We start from the raw sequence: 22209 nt of genomic DNA on the forward strand, positions 1-22209 counted from the left end.
TGCGGCTCAAGCGGCGCTTCGATGCTCATGAAGGCATCAAGGCCGCGGTATCGCGAAATCAAGCGCCGCACCGAGGTTGTCGGCATCCTGTGAACGACGAAGCGATCGGTCGTCTCGTTGGCGCACTGCTGCTCGAACACAGTGGCGAGTGGCCAGTTCAACGCGCAAGGTACATGACGCTTGAGACCATGGCGCGAATGAAAGATGATCCTCAAATCAGCCTGCCCGCTCTGGCACGCTGATATCCCTCCGGCCGATGCCGGCAAGCACGACAATCGGCGGCCAGTTACACCACGGGAGCTTGTTCAGAACTGGCGCTCAAAACCATCACGGCGACACGCCAGCCGGAGGCGTCATTCGTCCTCTTTCTTGTCGGCGGGAACGACGACGCTGTCTGTGTCGACCCCAGCGTTCTGGAAATCGCTCAGGTTGCCAGAATTCCCCCACAGCGTCATTCGCCAATTCAATCGGAAACTCTTGTCGTTCAAGTTGCCGCTGTAACGATTGCGTGCGAAGTGCACAAACCCAAGCCCATGATCGGGAGCGTTGACGCTTGCTACGATGCCGCTGTCACTGTCAACCGATACAACATTCTCCTCGATGCGGTTAGGGCGCGCCCATTGCGGGTGCCACCCTCGGCCCGTCGCATCATCAACACGAAAAACTACGCCTGATCCATGTGAGATGACATTTCCTGTCACCAGATTGCTCCAGCCGCCATTGATCCCGATCGCTGATACGTTGCCTGAAAGAGTATTTCCTTCGATGCGCACCCCACTGGCCTTACCGTCGGTATAGATCGCCCAGCTGATAGGAGTAGGCCATTCATCGATATTGTCGTATCCGGCCGGCCAAAACGTTCCGTCGGCCCGGTTCATCAGATGCCCTGTTCCGGTCACAAGATTCTCGCGGATGATGCTATTCAGTGGGTCGCCCTGCTCGCCCATCAGCTTGATGGCACCACCATCTGACGTACGCTGATTGGCATTGCGGACGACGTTATGTTCGATGACCGCGTCATGAACGGCATCTTGTGGACCCCAGGTAGAGCCACCGCCGATCCCGAACTGCGCAACGTTTTCGATCAGATTGTTAGCGATCCGGATGTTGTCTGTGGCTTGGAAAGATACCCCGGCTGTATCATAATATACCTGCCCGACATCATGGATATGGTTCGACAGGATTCTGGCACCGTTTGATTTGCCGAAACTCCCATAGGTCGTGCCAACGTAAATTCCATTGCCGGCCACATTGCCGATCGCATTGCCGGCAATCAAAACATCCTGACTTTCTGATACGTGAATACCAACGCCGATATTTTCGATGACGTTGCCTAGCAGCCTGACACGGTTAGCTCCCTCGAGCCGGATGGCACCAAAGCCTCTGGTGTCTGTGCCCAGTTTGCCGCTTCCCTGCGGAGCTCCATCACGAAACTCCAGCCCCGAGATAGTCATCCCGTCGGCTCCCGCAAGCCGGAAGAAAGTCGGCAAGATACCTGCAACGACGACCGCGCCAGGGAAAGATCGATCCGCTGTAATATAGCGGAGCTGACCCATAGTGGGATCGTACAACCATTCCCCGGGGGCATCGAGCAAGGCTTCCGTGCCGCTCAAGAAATAGCGGCTGCCTTCTGCGGTAAAGAAATAACTGGTGCCCTTGGTATCAATGGTCCTCTTCTCGGCGTCGATTGAGACCACCGGAAGCGTATCGTTCCCCCATTGGCTTCCGGGCTGAAATCCTCCGACAATATCGACGGTCAGCGATGTCACATCTCCCAAAGCCGGAAGATCCCCCGGATGGAAGCAAAAGCGTGTGTTGCCTGCCCAGGGGCCGATAGGCGGATCGCATTCGGCGGCGAACAACCATCCCTTGCGCGGATCTCCGTCAACGGGAACGTTGGGAAAGCGGGCACTCGTCTGGCGGGCGCCGTCGACGAAAAGGTCTCCAACTCCATCTCCTGAAGGCAACTTCAGAGGTGCCGTCCAGCGCCCGTTGGCTTGTGACGCCCAGTTCTGCACAAGCGGACCGCCATGTAAAACCGGAGTCCCGTTGCATCTCGCCGTTATGATCAAGCCCGCATCGCGAGCGTCGAAGACGACTGGTTGAGCGAGATAATAGTCGCCACTGCTCATTGCAATTACGCTTGGGCCGCCCTTCTCACGCGCTGCATCACGAGCGTGCTCGATGCTGGCGAAAGGACCGTCGTTGCGCTGTGTGTTAGCTGCGGGAAGGAGGCCGCTCCAATTGTCGTTGCCATCCGGAGATACGTGGAATGTTGTTCGAGGTGCGGATGGGCTGGTCAAGAGGCCGCTCAAGGAGGTCCCGTCCAGTTTGGCCGACATGGTCGCCGCAGAAGCTTCCGCGCAAGTCGCCTCTCTGATCGTCTGTTGCAACCGGTCAGGCGCATCGGCGTCCGGCCATACGGAGCTCGTATTGCCCGATTGCGGAAAGAAGGTAACAATAAAAATACCTGAGATCAGCGCAACGCCCAGCTTCATGAGATTAGCAGCTCCGTCCTCGTGCTCATCATTCGTTGGCTCGCCAACTGTTGGCCAACCCGCTCGCTGTTCTTTGAATAATTCCGTCGACGTTCTTGACCAAAAAAAACAGGCAGGGTAGTCGCCGGGAAACCCTATCTTTGGTTGTGCTTGACGGTTCAATGAGATTCATCCGGGGACATCCGGATTGCAAGTAATCCAAATGGAGCATTGCGAACGTGCCGCACGCGTCGGCAGCGTAAATTCGTGTCGTCTTGCTCAACCCTTTCCGTTCGCCCTTCGCCGAAGGGATTAGGGCCACCAACCATAAACGATCTACCCTTAAATCTGCGGCTCCCTAAGCTGAACACAAGACACTGGCCTCGGAATCTCTTCGGAATGCCCGAAGATACTATTCGGGATCAGCTCCGCAGGGGAGAGCGCAACAATGGATGATCTACCTGTACTTGCCGTAGATCTCGACAAAACCCTGATAAGAAGCGATCTTCTCTACGAATCCTTCTGGGATTGCGCATCAAAGGATCTTTGGAAGCTCTTGCATGTGCTCGGATCTCTCGCAGCCGGCAAAGCGCAATTCAAAGCAAGCTTGGCGCGAAACAACGCTATTGATCCGGCTGCGCTCGCCTATAACGACAACGTTGTCGACTACATAAGAAACTGGCGTCAGCAAGGTGGAAAGGCAGTCCTTGTGACTGCCACGGATCAGTCCATCGCCAATGCAACGGCCGATCATCTGGGGCTTTTCGATGAAGTCTATGGCTCAGACGGCATGCGCAATCTGAAAGGCAGCACGAAGGCGGGCTTTCTCGTGGAGCGCTATGGTGCCGGCAACTACGACTATATCGGCGATGCGCATGCCGACATACCGGTATGGAATTCGGCGCGGCGAGCTATCACTGTAGGGCTCTCACAGAAGGAAAGAGGCCGGGTCCATTCGCTTAGCGGCGAGGTCATGCATCTTTGTGATCAAGAGCACAGCAGCCGAGCCTACCTCAAGGCCATTCGACCGCATCAATGGTCGAAGAACATACTGGTCTTTCTGCCGCTGATTGCAGCCCATGAGGCATCAATCGATAGTTGGCTGGATGCGTTTTTTGCATTTATCTGCTTCAGCCTGGTTGCGTCCAGCGTCTATGTGCTGAACGATCTGCTGGATCTTGCCTCTGACCGGCTTCATCCGCGAAAGCGGAACCGGCCCTTCGCCTCAGGCATGATCCCATTGCAGCACGGAACATTTATGGTGCCCGGTTTGCTGTTGTCTGGGTTGCTGTTCGGCCTACTGGTTCAGAGGGCGGAATTCTTGTTGGTCATGGCGCTATACTACGCCACCACCATGCTCTATTCGATTTACCTGAAGCGCAAACTGATCGTGGATATCTGCGCGTTGGCTGGCCTCTATTCGCTGCGCATTTTCGCTGGGAGTGCTGCCACCGGGTTGCCGATCTCGGAATGGCTGCTGGCATTCTCGATCTTCCTCTTTTTTTCGCTCGCTGCGGTCAAACGTCAGGGCGAACTGGTCGATGTCGTCAATTCCGGGCGAGGCAAGGCCAACGGCCGAGGCTACCAAGGCGATGACCAGCTCATCGTGTCGATGATGGCTCTCAGTTCCGGATATATCGCCGCATTGGTTATGGCGCTTTACTTGGACTCCCCCGAGGTCCGAGAGCTTTACACTCATCCGATCCGTCTTTGGGGCATCTGCCTCATCCTGCTTTATTGGGTCAGCCGCATGGTCATGATGGCCCATCGCGGTATTATGGACGACGATCCAATCGTTTTTGCGGTCAGGGATCGGGTCAGTCGCTATTGCGGCGTACTCATCCTGATCGTGATTATTGCTGGCATTATGTAGATCGATGCTTGAAACCTCTGCCCAGTTTTTCCCTGTTGTCCTGGAGAATGTCCCTCAAAAAGAAGGCGTGCTGAAAGGTTCGAGGGTGTTGCGATTGATTGTTGACCGAAACTCTGGCCAAAACACCATGCGCGGGACCGAGCTATTCGCCGTCGGCGAAAATACGATCTCTTTTCTGGATGACCTAGGCCGATGTTCCAACTGATCGTCCGCTACGTTTTGTTTGCCGTTACCGCCACGCTGGCTAATCTATTGATGCAGCGCGCGGTCCTTGCCGTTTTGAGCGATGGCTTGGGTTTCGCACTGGCAATATTTGCCGGCACCGCAACGGGCCTGATCATCAAGTACGTTTTGGACAAGAGATGGATCTTCTTCGACAACACGGCGGGTGTCGCGAACGGAAGCCGTAAATTCGGCCTCTACACACTTACAGGTGTCGCCACTACGCTAATCTTTTGGGCAACCGAAACCACGTTCTGGCTCACATGGAGCACCGCCGAGGCGCGTGAACTTGGCGCCGTCCTCGGCCTCGTAATAGGTTATTGCATCAAGTACAATCTCGATCGCAAGTTTGTGTTCGCCTCGCGCAGTATGGAGGCGTGATCGATGGAAATCTCTGGCTGGGGACGTTTTCCAAAGGCTGATTGCCGTATCAGCTTTCCGCGCGATGAGCCGTCGTTGCGAAATCTCGTTCTTTCCGGGCCGAGTATCGCTCGCGGCAATGGGCGCGCATATGGCGACAGCGCTCTCAATCAGGCGCACACAATCGACCTGACCGGCTTCAACCGCATGATCGCGTTCGACCCTGCAACCGGGGTACTGACAGTTGAGGCCGGCGTTGTTCTCGGCGATATCATCCTGGCCTTCCTGCCGCGCGGATGGTTTCCATCGGTGACACCTGGCACGAAGTTTGTAACGATAGGGGGCATGATTGCCGCCGACGTTCACGGCAAGAACCACCACAAGCACGGCTCGTTCGGGACTTTCGTTGAGTGGATAGACCTCATGGTTGCTGACGGCAGCGTCCTGCGTTGCTCGCGAACTGAAAATCCCGATCTCTTTGCCTTCACGATCGGCGGTATGGGTCTGACAGGCGTCATACTGCGCGCGGCCATCCGGCTGACCTCGGTGGAAAGCGGCTGGATAAGACAGCGCACAATCCCCGCCCGTTGCCTTGACGAAGCGATCGATATATTCGAGCGGTCTGCCGATTGGACTTATTCCGTGGCCTGGATCGACTGCTTCGCACCAAAGAATATGCTTGGCCGCTCGTGCATTGTCCTGGGCGAACATGCCAGGCGCGACGAGCTCAGCGATCGGCAGAGGCTTAATCCTTATCAGGTGAAGATCAAGCGCCAACGACATATATCATTCGACGCTCCCCAGTTGACCCTTAACCGCTTTTCGGTGCGCGCCTTCAATGCGGTCTATTACGCAAAAGGCCGGCGCAGCGCCGGCGACAGCGTGACCGACTGGGACAGTTATTTCTACCCGCTGGATGCCATTCTCGGATGGAACCGGATTTACGGACGGCGCGGCTTTGCACAATTTCAATGCGTGCTGCCGCTTTCGGCCGCCAGCGAAGGGACCGCAGAACTGCTGAGAGCGATTTCCGCCGCCGGCCAGGGATCATTTCTCGCCGTGCTGAAGCGCATGGGCGCGCAGGAGAGCCGCTTTTCATTCCCGATGGAAGGATACACGCTGGCGCTCGACTTCCCCGTCAGTGCGGCAAGTCTTGCACTGATGGAACAGCTTGACGCGATCACTGTCGCTTATGGTGGCCGTTTTTATCTCGCGAAGGACGCACGCATGAGCAGTGCCACGCTGGAGGCGGCCGACCCGCGTCTTGCCGCCTTTCGGGAAATGCGCCGCAGCTCGGGTGCCGCAACCAGCTTCTCTTCGCTTCAATCCCAAAGGCTATCACTTTGAACCTTGCGCTGCCTGAAAGAAAGTCCCTGCTGGTAGTCGGCGGCACGTCCGACATTGCTAAAGCGACGGCGCTTACTTTCGCTGAAAAGGGTTGGAACGTTACGATCAGCGGAAGAGAGTTGCCTGTTGCCCGAGCGGAAGCAGCCAATCTCGAGTTACGCGTGCCGGGTAGCGTTATCACCGCTGTCGCGCTGGACATTCTCGACACCGCAAGCTTTGCGCCTTTTCTCGATAGTCTGCCTGTGCTGCCAGACGCCGTCTTGTTAGCGGTCGGTTTGCTGGGTGACCAAGCATTGGCGGAGCGTCACATCGATCATGCCACGCTCGTTATGCGCTCGAACTTCGAAGGACCTTGTCTTCTGCTGGGATTGATGGCGTCGCGATTTCAGGATCGCGGCTCGGGCACGATCATCGGTATCTCGTCGGTGGCGGGCGATCGCGGGCGCGCCTCCAACTATGTCTATGGCGCTGCCAAAGCTGGTTTGAGCGCCTTTCTTTCCGGGCTGCGCAACCGGTTGGCCGCAAGGGGCGTTCATGTTTTGACGGTCAAACCGGGCTTCGTGAGGACTAAAATGACGGCGGGCATGGCGCTTCCGGCTGCTCTGACCGCCGAGCCGCGAGAACTCGCCTTAGCAATCTACGCCGCCGTGGAAAAGCGCAGAAATGTCATCTACGTGCGGCCGGCTTGGTGGCTGGTTATGATGATCATCAGGTCGATCCCGGAAGGCTTGTTCAAAAAGCTTCGTCTGTAGCGCTTCTGTCCCGAGGCAGTCGTGGGGGAATCGGCCAGCGACAGATTGCGGAGCCATTTTGGTTGCGCATCAACGATCATGGCATGGATTGGAGCGACTAAGCATTTGTCGGCCAAGCGACACGGGCGACGGTCAAGCGGCTATTCAAAGAGAATAAGGCTTGCTGGCGTTGGCGGCATTGGTTTGACCTTGACGCTCTTAAGACCTGCAAGTCTTGCCATCTCAGACAACTCACTTTGCGTATAAGCTTGGCCTGCCGGCGTACCGGCGAGCATCTCCCAGGAGAAGGCCGCCGGAAAAGGCGGCGAGATGCCGTCTTCGTTCGGCACGAAATCGACGGCGACGACGCGACCATCCTTCGCAAGGCTCGCAATGATCTTTCGTAACAATTGGGCACATGTCGGCAAATCGAAATGGTGCAGAAAATTCGGGAGCAGGACGAGATCATACCCTGTGTCCCAGTTCACATCGAAGGCGCTGCCCGCAATCGTCCGGTACCGATCAGCCACGCCGGCCTTTTCCGCATTCTGACGTGACAACTCCAACACGGCAGCCCAGTCGACAGCGACGATCTCTGCCGATGGAAGGGCCTTGGCAATTTCGATCCCGAAAAGACCTGGACCCGCTGCAATATCCAGAACCCTTTGGGGAGGCACCGGCCAGCCGGAGATTTCGCCGGCCAGTATTTTGGCGCTGAGCCCGGTAAAGGAGCCCATGCCGCGCGCAAACTTCAACCAGACGGGATTGTCTGGCGACATGTTCGCAAGCCCGATCGAACCCCCGTTTCGCACGGCGGCGGCCGGATCGCGCAGAAAATTGTCCAGAATTTCAGGTGCGGCGACGAACTCGACGGCAGAGCCCATATAGGCTGGCGAATTGCGATCGAGGAACATTCTGGTCGGGGGCGTCATCCGGTACTGCTCGTTCTCCTTTGTCAGGAAACCATGTACCACGAGGTAATTGCACAGGATGCGCACGCCGCGCTCCGACGCGCCTGTTGCCGACGCCAGCAATGCTGCCGTTTTGCCGTCGCCGATGTGAGTGAAGAGATCAAGCTCGATGGCCGCCCTGATCGCTGCCGTCTTTCGGCATGCAAACAGCGCATCGACCACGAGTTCGGGCGACACTACGCCAGCATGGGCGTCCTCGGCGATTGTTTCCATGGGATCCCCCAGAGCCGCGATTAACTTTGTCTGGCAGCGACAACCGCAGAGATTATCTGTATATTTTCATATTCTACAATACCCACTGCTCTAACCTTATCGGGTGCCCTCGCCTCAACATCCCAGCGCGTCCTGCCGGCCGCCATCCGTGGTAAGGTAGCCGAACACGGCCCGGATGAAACGCTCTGAGCTGCCCTCCAGACCGATGAGGCATGAATGATTTGCTGCGGCGCGATCGCTTGTGCTCGATCCGAATGTGGCATGATCCGATACGGCTTCGCCCGAAGCCGCCCCTTTGTAAGTCTGACTATTGATCGAGCGTCTGCTCTATGGCCTCGAGCACCCGCTCCGGCGCCTCGCCGATGCCGTCTTGCGGCTGAGGAACCGGGTGGGGCCGCATCCGCACAGACAGGGGGCAATCACCAGGCAGCCGTGTTCGGACGCCTATGGGCGATCTTGTCCCTACACCGGACGTCGTCGAACCGCGCAGGAGCCCGACCGGCGGCCTGCCTGTCGGCCACCTGTTTCAGCAAGCAGTTCTTCGGCCGAGACTCTGCGAGCGGGGAAGGCAACTGGATCGACACGCCGGAAGGTGCGTCGCCACGGGCCCGCCGAAATGGCAAAAGAAGCCATAAATGAGCATGGCTATGGATGAGGCCGGAAGGGTTGGCAACTTGTTCAGGCGGGTCCTTGCTGCGGGCCCGTGGTTTGCACATCGGGAACCTTAGCTGGACTCTCTTTGTTTGAGGTTGTGAGCCTTTCGGCACTCAACCGCTTTGCGCGGAAAATACGCTTAGTACCACAGGTAGGAGGAAATGGAGGACGAGGAATGAATCCAAGGAGCACACTCAAGATCGCCGGTCACCCAGTCCACCCGATGCTGATCCCGTTTCCGATCGCATTCTTTGTTGGGGCCTTGATAACCGATATTGTCCACAGCCGGTCTGCAGACCCGTTCTGGCCTATGGCCTCCATGTGGCTTTTGGGGGCGGGTCTTCTTATGGCAGCGCTTGCGGCGCTTGCCGGGCTGACCGATTTTCTTGGCGATAGCCGCATCCGCGGTCTGCGAGATGCTTGGTTCCACATGGTTGGCAACATCGTGCTTGTCTTGATCGAAGCGTTCAGTCTTTGGCGTCGAATGATCATGGGACCTGAATTTATCTTACCAACCGGGCTACTGCTTTCGCTGATTGCCACGATGTTGCTTCTCTTCAACGGCTGGAAGGGGTGGGAGATGGTCTACAACAGTCGTGTGGGAATAAAGGATGATTCCGATGATCGTTGAGCCGCTACCAGATTCCGGTCGTCCACCACCTGTTCGCTTCATCAGCATCATCACCGTCATAACGGGACGGCTACTACGCCGTTGATAAGCCCCCGATGATGTCACAAAGAGAAAGCGATGTGCAAACTGCTCTTCCGTAACCTTTGGCCTCTTTTGGGATGGCTGGTTGCCATCATATGGATTTCGCTTCAGGCGTTTTTTCACCTTTGTCATTGTGCGCGACGGCGGTTCTGACGCGGATCCTACCGTGTTCTTGCTCCTCCCGGTTTTCTGGATCATAGCCGGTCGTGTTCGTCCGCCAGATTAGGCCGGATGATTGGATCGTCACACAACGATGGCTATGGACAAGACGTGAGCGGCATCTCAACCCGGGGAGTTTGCCATTGCCGACCATAGCGGGGGAAGACGACGACGGTGGCAAACGGTATCGTTGCCTGCTGATGACGCCAGACGGCTCGATCTGCTTCAGCGAGCATAGGAAAAAGGAAGCGGCCAAGCGGGCGCTTGACTCTATGGTCGAGCTCATCGGCGCTGTCCGCCCATCTGAATCCAAGACATGACTAAGGACGGTGAGGCGGCTCAGCTACGGTCGGCGGCGATTGGGAGGAATTCTGTGGCACTGGGGCGGCTCCGCCTCATTTGTCAAGCTTGCCAATCATCAATCTCATTCGTCAATATGCCTGGCGTAATTTACGGCAGCCGCGCCCGCAGCGCGGCCTTGACGACGCTGGACTGGGATTTAAATAGGGTTTCACTTCGGCGTCACATCAAAACCAAACCACTTCTGCGATAGTTTGGCGATCGTGCCGTCCGCCTTGGCCGCGGCAATCGCATCGTTGAACATGGCCTTCAGTCCCGTATCGTCTTTGCGCAGACCCACCGAACTGCCCCGGCCGAGCATGCCGCCTTGGAAGCGCGGGCCGGTGACAATCATGTCCTCATTGCCCGGCTTTGCCGCTGCTGTCGAAAGATATGCCATGGAGGCCATGATGAGGTCGACGCGGCCAGCCTTCAAATCGAGATCGTGCTGCTCGGTCGTCTTGTATTCACGGATATCGGCGACACCCTTCAGATATTTGTCGAGGAAGGTCGCAGCGATCGATGCTGTCTGCACGCCAATTGTCTTGCCCTTGAGCAGCGGTTCAAGCTCCTTCACCGCCTTCTCGGCATCGGTTTCGTCCGTTGCGAGTGAAAATACCTCACCCTTCAAAGGCAGGTCCGCAAGCGGGGAGTCTTTCAATGTCGCAAAGGTCTGACCCGTCGTGCCGTAGGAGTCGCTGAAGGCAATGACTTCCTCTCGCTTGGCCGTCGCCGACATGCCGGAAATGATCGCATCGAACTTGCCGGCATTCAGCGCCGGGATCATGCCGTCAAAGGGCTGGATCACAGTCGTGCATTCGACCTTCATATGGGCGCAGAAATATCTGATGAGCTCGATTTCGTAACCGTCAAGGCTGCCGTCGGCCTTGGTGAAATTCCATGGGCGAAACGCGCCCTCGGTCGCAATCGTCACGTGGGTCCATTTCTTCTCCTCGGCGCGCACGACCGTCGAAACGGCCAAGGTGGCGATCATGATGATCGCAGCCAGAATTCCGGTCAGGTATTTCATGCTCTAGTTCCCCTTCTTGATTGAGCGTGATGCGTTATTGGCTGATGAACTGGCGGAAGCGCTCCGATTGCGAGTTCGAAAACACGTCCTGGGGCTTGCCATCTTCCTCGACGACACCCCTGTGTAGGAAGATGACGCGGCTTGAGACGTCGCGCGCAAAACCCATCTCATGCGTGACGACCAGCATCGTGCGTCCTTCCTCGGCAAGCGAGCGCATGACCCGCAGCACTTCGCCGACAAGCTCTGGGTCGAGCGCGGAGGTCGGCTCATCGAACAGCATCACCTTCGGATGCATGGCGAGAGCGCGCGCAATGGCGGCACGCTGCTGCTGACCGCCAGAAAGATGGGCAGGATAGAAATTGCGCTTGTCGGCAATCCCGACCTTAGCGAGCAGGGCCTCGGCCTCGTCTATGCATTCGGCGCGGGGGCGGCGTTGGACATGGATCGGCGCTTCGATCAGGTTTTCGAGGATCGTCTTGTGAGACCAGAGATTGAAGCTCTGGAACACCATTCCGAGCTGCATGCGGATCCGGTCGACCTGCTTTCCATCCGCTGCACGGTGCGTACCTCGGACATTGCGCTGCATGCGGATCGTTTCGCCGGCGACAGTCACCTCACCGGAATCCGGTGTTTCCAGCAGGTTGATGCAGCGCAGGAAGGTGGATTTTCCTGAGCCCGACGAGCCGAGAATGGAGACCACATCGCCTTCGAGCGCGTCGAGGGAGATCCCCTTGAGAACCTCGACAGGTCCGAAGCTCTTGTGCATGTCGCGCACGCTGAGTGCGATTGGCGTGGCCGTCATTGTGGTTCTCCGGCAGTGGTCGTGGTCACGGCATTCTCTCGGGTGACGGCAAGAGGAGTGCGCAAATGCGGGCTCAGCCTATATTCGGCGAATTGAATGAGACGCGTCAGCACGAAATTGATGGCGAGATAGATCGTCCCGGAGACCACGAAGACCTCGATTGCCCTATAGGTCTCCGAGATGATCTTGGCGGCAACGCCCGTCACCTCCATCAGCGTGATGATCGAGGCAAGCGACGTCGCCTTGACCATCGATATCATTTCGTTGCCATAGCCGGGCAAGGACTGGCGGATCGCCAGCGGCAGCACGATGCGGCGAAAGATCAAGAAGCGATGCATGCCGCAGGCGCGAGCAGCTTCGATCTGACCATGCGGTACGGAGAGCAGGCCGCCGCGAATAATCTCGCTGGCATAGGCCGCGGTATTCAAGGTCAGCGCCAGAACCGCGCACCAGTAGGGATCGCGCAGGAACGGCCAGAAAATGCTGTGCCGTATGGCTGCAAACTGGCCAAGGCCGTAATAAATGAGAAATATCTGCACCAGCAGCGGCGTGCCGCGGAAGATAAATACATAGAGTCGCGCCAACCAATCCAGCACGGCGACGCCGGAGAGACGAGCAAGCGCCAGCAGCAGCGCCAGAATGGCTCCGAGGCAGATCGACGTCACGGCAAGCTCGATAGTCAGCGGGATCGCGGCGACCAGGCTCAGGAATGTTTCTCCGAGAAACTGCCAATCCATCAATGCCTCCTCACGCCGCGCGACAGGCGCCGCTCGGCTTGCTGCATGATGAGGCTCGAAAGCGTCGAGATCATCAGATAGATCGCGCCGGCAATCAGGTAGAAATCGAAGGGAAGGCCGGTCGATCCCGCTGCGACCTGAGCCTGACGCAGGAGTTCGGCAACGCCAGTGATGGATACCAGCGCCGACTCCTTCAAGACGACCTGCCAGACATTGCCAAGACCGGGAAGCGCATGACGCAGGGTCAATGGCGCAATGATCCGCCGCAGGCGAAGCCAGCGTGGCATGCCGCACGCAATGGCAGCCTCGATTTCGCCAGCGTGAACCGCCTTAAACCCACCTCGCAGCACTTCCGTAAACTGGGCACCGGATGTGACGCCCACGGCCAGCGAACCGGCAAGAAAGCCTGGAAAGCCGAGGAAACCTTCCGCGCCGAAAAGCTTGCCGATCGCAGTGACCGCTGCACTGCCACCGAAATAGAAGAGATAGATGACAAGCAGATCCGGAATGCCACGCAGCACCGTCGTATACGCGTCAGCCGCGGCGCGCGCGAAACCGTTGCCTGCGACCTTGGCCCATGCTCCCAGCGTTCCGATGCAGGCCCCGACGGCATAACCGGCGATGGCAACCAGAATGGTCATCCACGCTCCGGCCAGAAGAGCATGCCCCCAGCCTTCCGGGCCGAAACCAGCAAGCTCGAATAAATTCGGCTGGTTCATGATGCAGCGTCCGGAGAACGGACTTTTGCGGCAAGTGACATTGTCTAGCCTCGACTAAGGTTGACGCGGACAAAGGCGCTCAATTGGCGTGGAAGGTCGGCGTAAGGTCGATCTTGCTCCATTTCTCCGAGAGCTGTTTAATCATGCCATCCTTGGCGGCCTGCTTGATGGCATCATCGAATTTTGCCTTCAGATCGGTTTCGCCCTTGCGCATGCCGAGCGCGACTTCGGTTGCCAGCATTGCGCCCTTCACCAATGGGCCGGACATCATCAGGTCGTCATTGCCAGGCTTGCCAAGCACGGAGGTTTCGTAAACACCGCTGTCGAAACCGGCATCGATGCGCCCGGCCTTCAGATCGAGGTCACGTTCTCCGGAATTCTTGTAGGCGCGCACGCTAACATCGGATCCGAAATAGCTGTTGATCAGTTGCTCCTGGCTGGTTGCCTGAACCACGCCGACGGTCTTTCCTTTGAGCGCCTTGCCGATTTCGGCCATCACAGGGTCAGCCTTGGCCTTGTCGTTCAGGTTCAGCCGCTCGCCGGTCATCGGCAGGGAAGAGACCGGCCCGTCCTTGAGAAGCAGAAAGCTCGCAACGCCACTTGCATAAGGCACGGTGAAATCGACCACCTGTTTGCGCTTCTCGTTTATGCCAAGCGTCATCACCAGATCGAACTTGCCGGCATTAAGGCTCGGGATCATCGCATTCCATTCGCCGGCAATCAGTTGGCAATCGACCTTGGCGCGCTTGCAAAGGTCATTGATGAGGTCGACATCGAAACCGGCCAACTTGCCGCTGGAATCCATGAGGTTCCACGGTGGAAAGGCGCCTTCAATGCCGACTTTGACATGCGTCCAGTCCTTGGCGCCGGCCGCAAGCGGTGCCAGGATGGTGATGGCGCCGATCACGGCAGCAAACAGGTTTCTATTCTTCATTTTCAGTTCCCTCTTTTCAGCCTCGAAGTGCCGTTTGTTTAGTTGAGATATCGCTGCGTCAGTCCTCCAGGGCCGCGCGCAATGCTGCATTGGCTTGCCTCAACGCGTGGGCGACCCGGTTTCTCACCTGCCGGGCGTGGACAGCGTAGAAAGCGGTCTCTGGCGATGTCAAAGGCAGCGCGGCCAGCGCCCGAAGCCCCTCCAGCGACGGCCAGGCCGGGTGCGGCAGGGCGGAATCATGATGGAAGCGCTCGCCGCTCGTGTAGTTCAGCGGCACGAGATGACGGCTGGCACGCATGAGCGAGTCGTTGATGCGAGCTGCCTTGGCGGCAGATAGGTCCTTCGCCTCCACTATGGTTTTTGCGTTGACGCGCAACTCGTCGATTGCGTTTGCAAGGACCGAGACATCGATACGGCCGGCAAGCTCCGTCTGCAGCTGGGCGACCTGTTTGCCGAGGGCATCCGCATACACAGTATAATCCAACGGCAGGATCGGCGAGGTCAGCAGGCGCCAAACAATCTCCAGCACGATCTGCGTATCCCGGCGGAGATTGTCGGGATCGATATGTTCCGCCGTGTCGTGCGGCGTATGCCACCACCAGCCGAGCGCCGTCAGCATTTTGACGGGACGGGGCGGCTGATGGCTGACGCTTCCGAACATCGAGGGGATGCCGACACCCCAGAAGGATTGATCCGCGGCTCTGCCGTGGCGTCTGCCGGCATGCTTTTGCCCGGTCAGCCGCGCGATTATCTCCGCGGCCAGGGGCTTTAGCTCGTCGATAACGCCGGAATTGGTGAGAACAGTCGCGCCCTCGCCACCGGTGGAATCGACATTGACGTGCGCCGCGCAACGGAGATCGAGCTCGTCAAAATATTCGTCGGCATACCAGGCAGAACCGGAGTAGCGGCCATGCGAATGACCGGACCAGAAGCAGATGCGTAGGCCGCGTTGCCAATCACTTGCCCGAAGGGCAAGCAAGCGTGCCGCCTCCAGCATGGTCGCGTTGGCGCCGCCGTTGTCCATGACACCGAAATGCCAAGTGTCGTGATGGCCTGAAAACATCACGAATGGCGCATCCTCACCCGCCGGCTGAAGCTCGGCGACAAGAAGCGGTGTCTTGCGCCATCCGGTATCGACCTCTGCCGCAAGCGTTGCACGCACCTTTTCACCCCGGGCGAGCCGCTCGCGCAGGCGCATGCCGTCGTTCCTGGGAATAGTGCAGATTACCGTCTTGGGGAGTTGGGCGCGCGTATGTTGCGACGGACTGCCCCACACGGGCGACACGCACATTTCGTAGAGATGTTCGTTCGGACTTACATGAAGCTCGCCAAGAGCGCCGGCCGCGCTCGCAAGTGCAGCGACTTCTTCGGTGGCAATTCCGTCGACGAGAACGATCTTGCCGGCCACGTCCTTACCTGCGAAATCGGCTTTCGTCCCTTCGCCGACATAGGCGAGGTCGCCGCTTATACCTCCTTCCCCGCTCGAGGCGGACATCGAATGAGTAATACAACGAAGACTTTCGCCTTCGATCTCAACCTTTGCTGAACCCGGCAGGCTGATGAAAGCATCATGCGATAGCAGTTGCGTCCGATATCCGTAGCTGTCCATCTGCGCCTGAAGGTACTGGAAGCTCTCAAGTTCCTCCGGCGTTCCCGACAATTTCACCCGGCGGGCGAACTCGCGGATATGCGCCATCAGGTGTTCACGATCTGGCTGCAGCGCCAAGTCACGCATGGGCCTTCTCCGGCAGCGGCGGCTCAACGTCATCGGGGATCGGGTTGACGAAAGGCGTTCCTTCAAGGCGCGCCTTGTGATCCGCCTTGGCGGCTTCGATCAACCGGGGATGACGGATGAGATCTGCAGCCGTGCTGGCCATTACCTTGGCGGCATGCTCGGTTCCCTTGTGCGCAGCCGGCAGCTTGCCTTGGGCGACCAGCTGCCAGGAATGGCCGGGCGTGCCGATGGCGTAGGTCGCCCCGCGCATCTGCACGGTCGGCACCACCCAGCTCACGGTTCCGACATCGGTGGAGCCAACCAGCGTGCCATCGCCGGCGTTCAGCGGGAAAATCTCCTCGCAAAGCGGCTGATCCCTCCTCGGTTTCAGTGCGAAACGGCCATAGGAGGCTGCGATATCCTCCGCATTGAAGGTCTGCTGGAACTTGCGGGCCATTTCCCGGTCCGCATCATCGAACTGTGGAGGCCCGAGCCGCTGCAGATGAGAAAACATGCATTCTTCGAGCGGCGTGTTGCCGACGAGATTGGCATCGCCGCTGATGATCTCGCTGCGAACGGTCGTCTCGGTCATCAGCGCAGCGCCTTCGGCAACTTTCTTGACCCGGGCAACCAGGGCCAGGAGCTCTGGCAGGGTTCTTGCGCGGACCAGATAGCGCACCGTCGCACGCGCCTGCACGACGTTGGGCGCCGCGCCACCTGCATCGGTGATGGCATAATGAATGCGCGCGGTCGAAGGCATGTGCTCGCGCATATAGTTGACGCCGACATTCATCAACTCCACCGCATCGAGAGCGCTGCGGCCGAGATGCGGCGTGGCGGCGGCATGCGAGGCGCGGCCTGAAAAGTGGAAGTTGATTTCGTTGCATGCGAGCGAGATGGGATTGTTAACACCGGCAAAGGCTGCCGGGTGCCAGGAGATCGCGATATCGACATCGTCGAAAACGCCTGCCCGAACCATAAAGCCCTTCGAGGAGCCTCCCTCTTCGGCGGGACATCCATAATAGCGCACCCGCCCCTTCAAGCCGTTCTTGGCGAGGAAATCCTTGACGGCAGCGGCAGCGAGCATCGATCCGGCACCGAGCATATTGTGACCGCAGCCATGACCATTGCCACCCTCGACCAGCGGCCGCTCCTCGGCGATCCCCGCCACTTGGCTCAATCCAGGCAACGCATCGAATTCTCCGAGGATCGCGATCACGGGGCCGCCTTCGCCCGCTTCTCCCATGACCGCCGTCGGTAAGCCGGCAACGCCCCGCTCGACGCGAAAACCTTCGATTTCCAGGAGGCGTGCATGCTCTTCGGCGGACTGATACTCCAGGTAATTCGTCTCGGGAATGTCCCAGATCCGGTCGCTCAACTCGAAGAACACCGCCCGCTTCTTCTCGACAATGTCCCAGACCGCTTCGGAATTTTGCATGGATTTACAATTCGCCCTATATAATGGTATCCAAATTGGCGCCAATTTATGCGCCAATTTTCGAAAGTGCGCAAGAGATAAGCATGGATATTTTTTCCGCACCGATAATCGGGCTCGTTGTGAGCCAAAGGAGAGCTATGATAGTCGTCGCCGAAAACCAAAGGCTGGGAGAACTGCATGAATTCGCTGAAAGCCGAAGCGACAGCGCAAGCACAAGACCCGCAAACGCCCGATGTGACTGAACTCATTCTCCAGGATATTCTTGCCGGCCGCCTCCCGCCCGGGACCTGGCTGAAGCAGATCGATCTCGAACGGCGATATAACTGTACGCGCCCCGAGGTTCGCCGGGCGCTAGACCGGCTAGTACAGAAGCGACTGGTGGAGCATATTCCCAATCGTGGCTATCACGTCCACGAGCAGGATGGACGCCGCGCTCAGGAGGTCAGCGACATTCGTGTTATTCTCGAAGTGGGCGTCAGCGACCGTATCATTGCGAATGCGAGCGCGGCAGATATCACGAATTTGCGCGTTCTTGCTTCACGCTTCGACGATCTGGTGCTGAACGGCACCATGCTTGAACTTTACGAAGCAAATCTCGCCTTTCACCGCGATTTGCTAGCGATTGCCGGTAATCACGAGCTCGTAGAGCTGGTCACGGAAATTCGGCAGCGGACGTCGTCCGCCCCCGTGTCGCAATGGCGAACGCGCGCCCGTATCGAGCAATCGGGCCGCGAACATCAACAGATGGTTGATGCGATAGAGAGAGGTGATCTCGGTCACCTGATGGAACTGACGCGCAGGCACATTCTTCAGGCCTGACCACTTTTGAATTAAAGGGCGCAGATAGCTTTGCAGTTGAAGGAATTCGAACCTGCACCCCCGTGATTATCATCACGTGGCTGGCAGCGTGTCCGTCGCCTCTCTCAGGGTCGCAAGATTAAGCAAGGAGCTCTCCGCCTGGATAAGCTTCAAGGTTAAGGTAAGTGCACTTAATTAACGACAGCAAAGTTTCCCTACTACAACTTCTCCTCGGCAAGTAAGCACTATGCAGTTGATTTTAACTGCTACTAACCTCTGAGAAGCTCCCCCACCGCAAGTTCCGAGAATTGATCGTATCCAGGATCCAGAACGTGGCGGAAACCGTCGAAGCTACCCCAATACAAGATTTCTCATAGCTATCTTTCATGTTTGGCATGCTCATTTTGAGAAGCGCCTTCAACGGGCGAGTTTTCCAAGGCTTCTCGGCCCGGGCTTCAATCTGTTGGTTCGAAGATCAGGCGTATCAGAGTTCCGTCACTCGCCGCGGCTCTGATTGCCGTTGCGATCAGCCGGAGTGGTCCACGCGCGACAAGCTCCTCCGATGGAGGGCGCTTTCCTGGACCCACATCTGTAAATGCTGAACATTCATCATCCGAGTTCATCATCGCGATGAATGAGGTTGCGACGACGTCCTGGCCGCAGGCGGCGCATCGCATGATGTACGAGCCGAAATGGACGACAGATTCGGTTTTATCCAGTCCGCACGAGGTGCACGCGAGCATATTGTTCATGCGGAATTATACCCCAACAGATCTGACGGTGAGCATACGAATCGGCAGGTTCTCATCAAGTTCGTCAGGATCGACCAGGACGACCGATTGCTGCCCGCCACTCGATACATGCACGAATGAATAAGGATTTGCGGTCGCATCATTTCCCAACAACAGAGAGGTGTCGAGCGCGGCAGCAAGACGAGAGGCACGCTCCAGGACATGCCGGGATGTTCCCAAGGCTCAGTCAGATAGAGAGTGACGAGCTGGAACTAAAAGTCGGCGTTTCCTAGGTCGACGACACAGGTCACCGGAAGAGTGCCAATCTCGCTGATACCGTGAACGACCGCGACGCTTCTGGGCGCAATCGCGAGCATCGCTGCGATTCCACGCTGCAGCCTTTCGTCCTCGATCGGTCTCTCTAAAACCGCATCAAACCAAATCATCGTCGATGCCTACACCGCGTTCGTCCTACCTCTGGCTTGGTCTCATCTTCTACTTTGAAGCCCGTCCAACGCGCGGCGAAAGTCACATGTCGGCCGCTTTCTCGATTACCTTGGCGGTCGGCCTGCCTGTGCCATGGCACGCACGGGCTATCGACCCGCAGCAGCTGTGGCCGGGGCCCCGATTGGCAACAGCCTTCAGGTTGTATCGGCGACGAGTGCTAGGCATTCCCTAGCGCAATCGTCAACGACGGTTAGGCCCGGAACCTGGGTCCATCGGTGAGTTGATCCGACACGAAGTCCAGCAAGCAACGAGCATTGGCTGCGATTGGGATCAGCATCGGGCTCGTGCCGATCGCTCGCTTCCGGCCGCCACGCTGGGGCATCGTCAGCTTCTGCTTTCGATAGAGCCGGAAGCGCTTTCTGTGGTTTACATGGTGTGCCTCACGCCTGAGCAACACATGAAGGCGCCGATACGGCGACGTGCATGCACCAATGTCTTTATTCGCTCTCGACGGTCATGATCACCGCAGCGGCTCGCTTCATAAGGATCGTCATCCACAAACGCCAACGTTTTTTGGACGCCCGCAGCCTTTGCCGCAGCTTCTTGCCTATGCGTCGACCGAAAGAGCGGTGCAGAACTTCAATTCCGGTTTCGGTCGAAATGGCCGCCGACAAAGGAATAGACTGGGCAACGCTGATCGGCCACGCGGATCGACCGGCAGAGCTGGGGCCCGCACCTACGTGCTTCTTGCCAGCGACCCTGGCAGACGACTGGTGCGGTCATTCCAATCACCGGCGGCGAAATGATGATCTGGCAGTTCGGCCGGAGGCATTTGGAGCCCTAGCCAGCCCGTTCGCTGCCCGACACAAACAAGATAAGGCACACCGCGGTGCATTTCGTGTATAGCCCTTTAGGCTTCGATGTGTCCTGTACCCCGTGCTGTCGCCTCGCCCGCGCCGCGCCCACCCACGTATCAGCGGGCGAGGCAGCTGGGTTTCTTACAGTAGCAGACAGAAAGCGCTGTCCGTCGTGGGAACAAGAATACAATCCTCAGGTTAAGTGGAGGCAAATCCAATTTCGAAAGGAAAGACTATGGCAGAGAGTGAAACCGCGACGTGTTCATCGTCGGTCTGAGGAACGCCCACGCGATGGAAAATCAGGCGCTGAGCATCATGAGGCCGCAGCTCAGCCGGCTCGAAACTATCCGGAAGTCGCCGAAAAGCTCGGTCATCACATCACCGAGACAGAAGGCCAGATCCGGCGCATCGAGGAGATTCTGGCAGGCCTTTACGAGGACCATTCGTCGCTGAAGGACATGGCTCTGTCCGTCACGGGCTCTTTGGCTGCACTTGGGCATACGGTGGCGGGTGATGAGATCCTGAAGAATTCGTTCGCCAATTTCGCGTTCGAGAACTACGAGATCGCGGCATACAAGTCGCTGCTCGCTGTGGCAGAGGCTGGAGGCTTCATGGCCGCCGTCGCCGGACTGAAGGCGAACCTTGCCGAAGAAGAAGCAATGGCTAGCTGGCTCGACTCACAGGTCCCGCTGCTGACGCAGAAGTTTCTGTCGTTGCGGGTATCGGGCAGAACCGCGAAGGTCTGACTGTCTTCCAGCGAACGACCCAAGAGCGCATTGCCCAGGCACGTCCGGAACCCGGCGTGCAGCATCTGCTAGGGCTCCGCTCTGCCAAAAGACCTTGAAGACGGCCGACGCTTTGCCGCTTCAAGGACCTCTGAACGGCCGCTCGCGACTCGAATGACTGGTGCATCAAAGTCGTAATGACACTAACCTTAGTGATCGGCAACGTAACCATGGCGGTTTCGCCCGGGACTTGAACTCTCCGAAAAAGACTTGCGGCGGGCACGCCGCTTCAACAGGCTGCTGCCGTGGTTACCGCGGTTCAAGACCGGCCATCGTTGGAACGCGCGCCTTGTCCAGTCGCTGGTCAAGGCTTGGCATAAATTCATTCCCGACCTGCGACGGATGCACTCACGGGTTTCGATCATTACCCTGCCGGTTCGGACGCTGACGATCCGTGTCACACACCCTCGCGATTCTCCCCGCGCACTGGTCATTCATTTTCATGGCGGAGCCTGGGTAATGGGTGACGCACGTCTGGAAGATCGGTTGGCCAGCTTGATCGCGGACGATTGCGCGATCGTGGTTGCAGCCGTGGATTTTCGCAATGCGTCAGACGACGACCTTGCGCGAACGCTCGAAGACTGCCTGGCGGCTGCCTCGTGGCTGGCGACCAATCTCGAGCGGTTTGGCGTCGCGCATATTATCCTTTCCGGAGAGTCGTCCGGCGCCCACTTGGCGGTGGAGGCCTTTTTTCATCTTCGTTCAATTGGACAGCAACGCGCCGTCATCGGATTTTACTCCATGTGCGGCGCTTTCGATCTCGAGGGGTCGCAAAGCCTTCGGGAAAGTTCTTCAGAAAGCCTTCTTATCGATGGACCTTCGGCGCTTGCAAATTTGCGCCGCTTGACACCTTCGCTGCCTGAAGAAAAACGACAAGGACCCGTGGACGGTGATTTCTACGACCTTCCACCGGCGCTGTTCATCGCCGGCTGCCTCGATCCGATTGCAGACGACAGCCTCGAAATCTTTGAATGCTGGCGGCGGGCAGGGGGAGATGCCCGCTGTATCGTCGTTCCCGAAGCGGTCCACGGCTTCAACAGGATGCCGACTGCTCTCGCCGCCAAGACAAACAGCTTCGCTCGTCACTGGATGAGGACGCTGGTCGAGGGCGCACAGAAGCCCGACCCAGGATGATATCTAGGAGGATGGACCGGCGTGT

The 22209-nt window shown here is 58.0% G+C and carries 17 protein-coding genes and 3 pseudogenes; 9 read left to right on the forward strand and 11 right to left on the reverse strand.

Features of this window, described 5'->3' with window-relative positions:
- Positions 1-54: 54 nt before the first annotated feature.
- Positions 55-242: pseudogene (locus FHT92_RS16720) on the forward strand (IS256 family transposase); the annotation flags it as partial.
- Positions 243-353: 111 nt separating this feature from the next.
- On the opposite strand, the gene FHT92_RS16725 reads toward FHT92_RS16720, so the two are convergent.
- Positions 354-2498: a nitrous oxide reductase family maturation protein NosD gene (locus tag FHT92_RS16725; protein ID WP_183827488.1), complete on the reverse strand. Its 2145-nt coding sequence runs from the start codon at positions 2496-2498 to the stop codon at positions 354-356.
- Positions 2499-2925: 427 nt separating this feature from the next.
- Between FHT92_RS16725 and FHT92_RS16730 the strand changes: the two genes are divergently transcribed.
- The 4 genes from FHT92_RS16730 to FHT92_RS16745 all read left to right on the forward strand — a co-directional run bounded on the left by FHT92_RS16730 (position 2926) and on the right by FHT92_RS16745 (position 7031).
- A complete protein-coding gene (locus tag FHT92_RS16730; protein ID WP_183827216.1) occupies positions 2926-4350 on the forward strand; it encodes a UbiA family prenyltransferase in 1425 nt (474 codons plus the stop codon).
- Between the two features lie 192 nt (positions 4351-4542).
- Positions 4543-4953 (forward strand): GtrA family protein, encoded by a 411-nt coding sequence (locus FHT92_RS16735; RefSeq protein ID WP_183827218.1) that lies wholly within the window; start codon positions 4543-4545, stop codon positions 4951-4953.
- Positions 4954-4956: 3 nt separating this feature from the next.
- Entirely contained in the window at positions 4957-6279 is a 1323-nt protein-coding gene (locus FHT92_RS16740) for an FAD-binding oxidoreductase (protein WP_183827220.1), read from the forward strand.
- Positions 6276-7031, forward strand: coding sequence for an SDR family oxidoreductase (locus FHT92_RS16745; protein WP_409527158.1), 756 nt, complete (start codon positions 6276-6278; stop codon positions 7029-7031). Before FHT92_RS16740 ends, FHT92_RS16745 begins: the two co-directional genes overlap by 4 nt.
- A 140-nt stretch (positions 7032-7171) precedes the next feature.
- Here the strand turns inward: FHT92_RS16745 and FHT92_RS16750 are convergent, their stop codons facing one another.
- A complete protein-coding gene (locus tag FHT92_RS16750) occupies positions 7172-8194 on the reverse strand; it encodes an SAM-dependent methyltransferase (RefSeq protein ID WP_183827222.1) in 1023 nt (340 codons plus the stop codon).
- Positions 8195-9023: 829 nt separating this feature from the next.
- On the opposite strand from FHT92_RS16750, the gene FHT92_RS16755 reads away from it, so the two are divergent.
- On the forward strand, positions 9024-9479 hold the full coding sequence (locus tag FHT92_RS16755; protein WP_183827224.1) for a DUF2231 domain-containing protein: 456 nt from the start codon (positions 9024-9026) through the stop codon (positions 9477-9479).
- Between the two features lie 751 nt (positions 9480-10230).
- On the opposite strand, the gene FHT92_RS16760 is transcribed toward FHT92_RS16755, so the two are convergent.
- The 7 genes from FHT92_RS16760 to FHT92_RS16790 all read right to left on the reverse strand — a co-directional run bounded on the left by FHT92_RS16760 (position 10231) and on the right by FHT92_RS16790 (position 17432).
- Positions 10231-11052 carry a transporter substrate-binding domain-containing protein gene (locus FHT92_RS16760; protein ID WP_409527159.1) on the reverse strand — a complete coding sequence of 274 codons (822 nt, stop codon included), beginning with the start codon at positions 11050-11052 and terminating at the stop codon, positions 10231-10233.
- Between the two features lie 70 nt (positions 11053-11122).
- On the reverse strand, positions 11123-11890 hold the full coding sequence (locus FHT92_RS16765) for an ABC transporter ATP-binding protein (RefSeq protein WP_183827229.1): 768 nt from the start codon (positions 11888-11890) through the stop codon (positions 11123-11125).
- Positions 11887-12627, reverse strand: a complete 741-nt coding sequence (locus FHT92_RS16770; protein WP_183827232.1) for an ABC transporter permease — start codon at positions 12625-12627, stop codon at positions 11887-11889. Before FHT92_RS16770 ends, FHT92_RS16765 begins: the two co-directional genes overlap by 4 nt.
- Entirely contained in the window at positions 12627-13346 is a 720-nt protein-coding gene (locus FHT92_RS16775) for an ABC transporter permease (RefSeq protein ID WP_183827235.1), read from the reverse strand. Before FHT92_RS16775 ends, FHT92_RS16770 begins: the two co-directional genes overlap by 1 nt.
- A gap of 79 nt (positions 13347-13425) precedes the next feature.
- Positions 13426-14280 (reverse strand): transporter substrate-binding domain-containing protein, encoded by an 855-nt coding sequence (locus tag FHT92_RS16780; protein WP_183827238.1) that lies wholly within the window; start codon positions 14278-14280, stop codon positions 13426-13428.
- A gap of 58 nt (positions 14281-14338) precedes the next feature.
- On the reverse strand, positions 14339-16015 hold the full coding sequence (locus FHT92_RS16785) for a M28 family peptidase (RefSeq protein WP_183827241.1): 1677 nt from the start codon (positions 16013-16015) through the stop codon (positions 14339-14341).
- Positions 16008-17432, reverse strand: a complete 1425-nt coding sequence (locus FHT92_RS16790) for a M20 family metallopeptidase (protein ID WP_183827244.1) — start codon at positions 17430-17432, stop codon at positions 16008-16010. Before FHT92_RS16790 ends, FHT92_RS16785 begins: the two co-directional genes overlap by 8 nt.
- Before the next feature lie 177 nt (positions 17433-17609).
- On the opposite strand from FHT92_RS16790, the gene FHT92_RS16795 reads away from it, so the two are divergent.
- Positions 17610-18251, forward strand: a complete 642-nt coding sequence (locus FHT92_RS16795; protein WP_183827247.1) for a GntR family transcriptional regulator — start codon at positions 17610-17612, stop codon at positions 18249-18251.
- 434 nt (positions 18252-18685) lie between these two features.
- Here the strand turns inward: FHT92_RS16795 and FHT92_RS29315 are convergent, their stop codons facing one another.
- Positions 18686-18982, reverse strand: coding sequence for a hypothetical protein (locus FHT92_RS29315; protein ID WP_246735496.1), 297 nt, complete (start codon positions 18980-18982; stop codon positions 18686-18688).
- 623 nt (positions 18983-19605) lie between these two features.
- Positions 19606-19951 (reverse strand): annotated as a pseudogene (locus FHT92_RS16800) (IS3 family transposase); the annotation flags it as partial.
- Between the two features lie 549 nt (positions 19952-20500).
- Here FHT92_RS16800 and FHT92_RS16805 point away from each other — a divergent pair.
- Positions 20501-21011 (forward strand): annotated as a pseudogene (locus FHT92_RS16805) (ferritin-like domain-containing protein).
- Between the two features lie 249 nt (positions 21012-21260).
- Positions 21261-22184 (forward strand): alpha/beta hydrolase, encoded by a 924-nt coding sequence (locus tag FHT92_RS16810; protein ID WP_183827250.1) that lies wholly within the window; start codon positions 21261-21263, stop codon positions 22182-22184.
- The last annotated feature ends 25 nt before the right edge of the window (positions 22185-22209 follow it).

The organism is Rhizobium sp. BK377 (assembly GCF_014193935.1).
Taxonomy (GTDB): Bacteria; Pseudomonadota; Alphaproteobacteria; order Rhizobiales; family Rhizobiaceae; genus Rhizobium.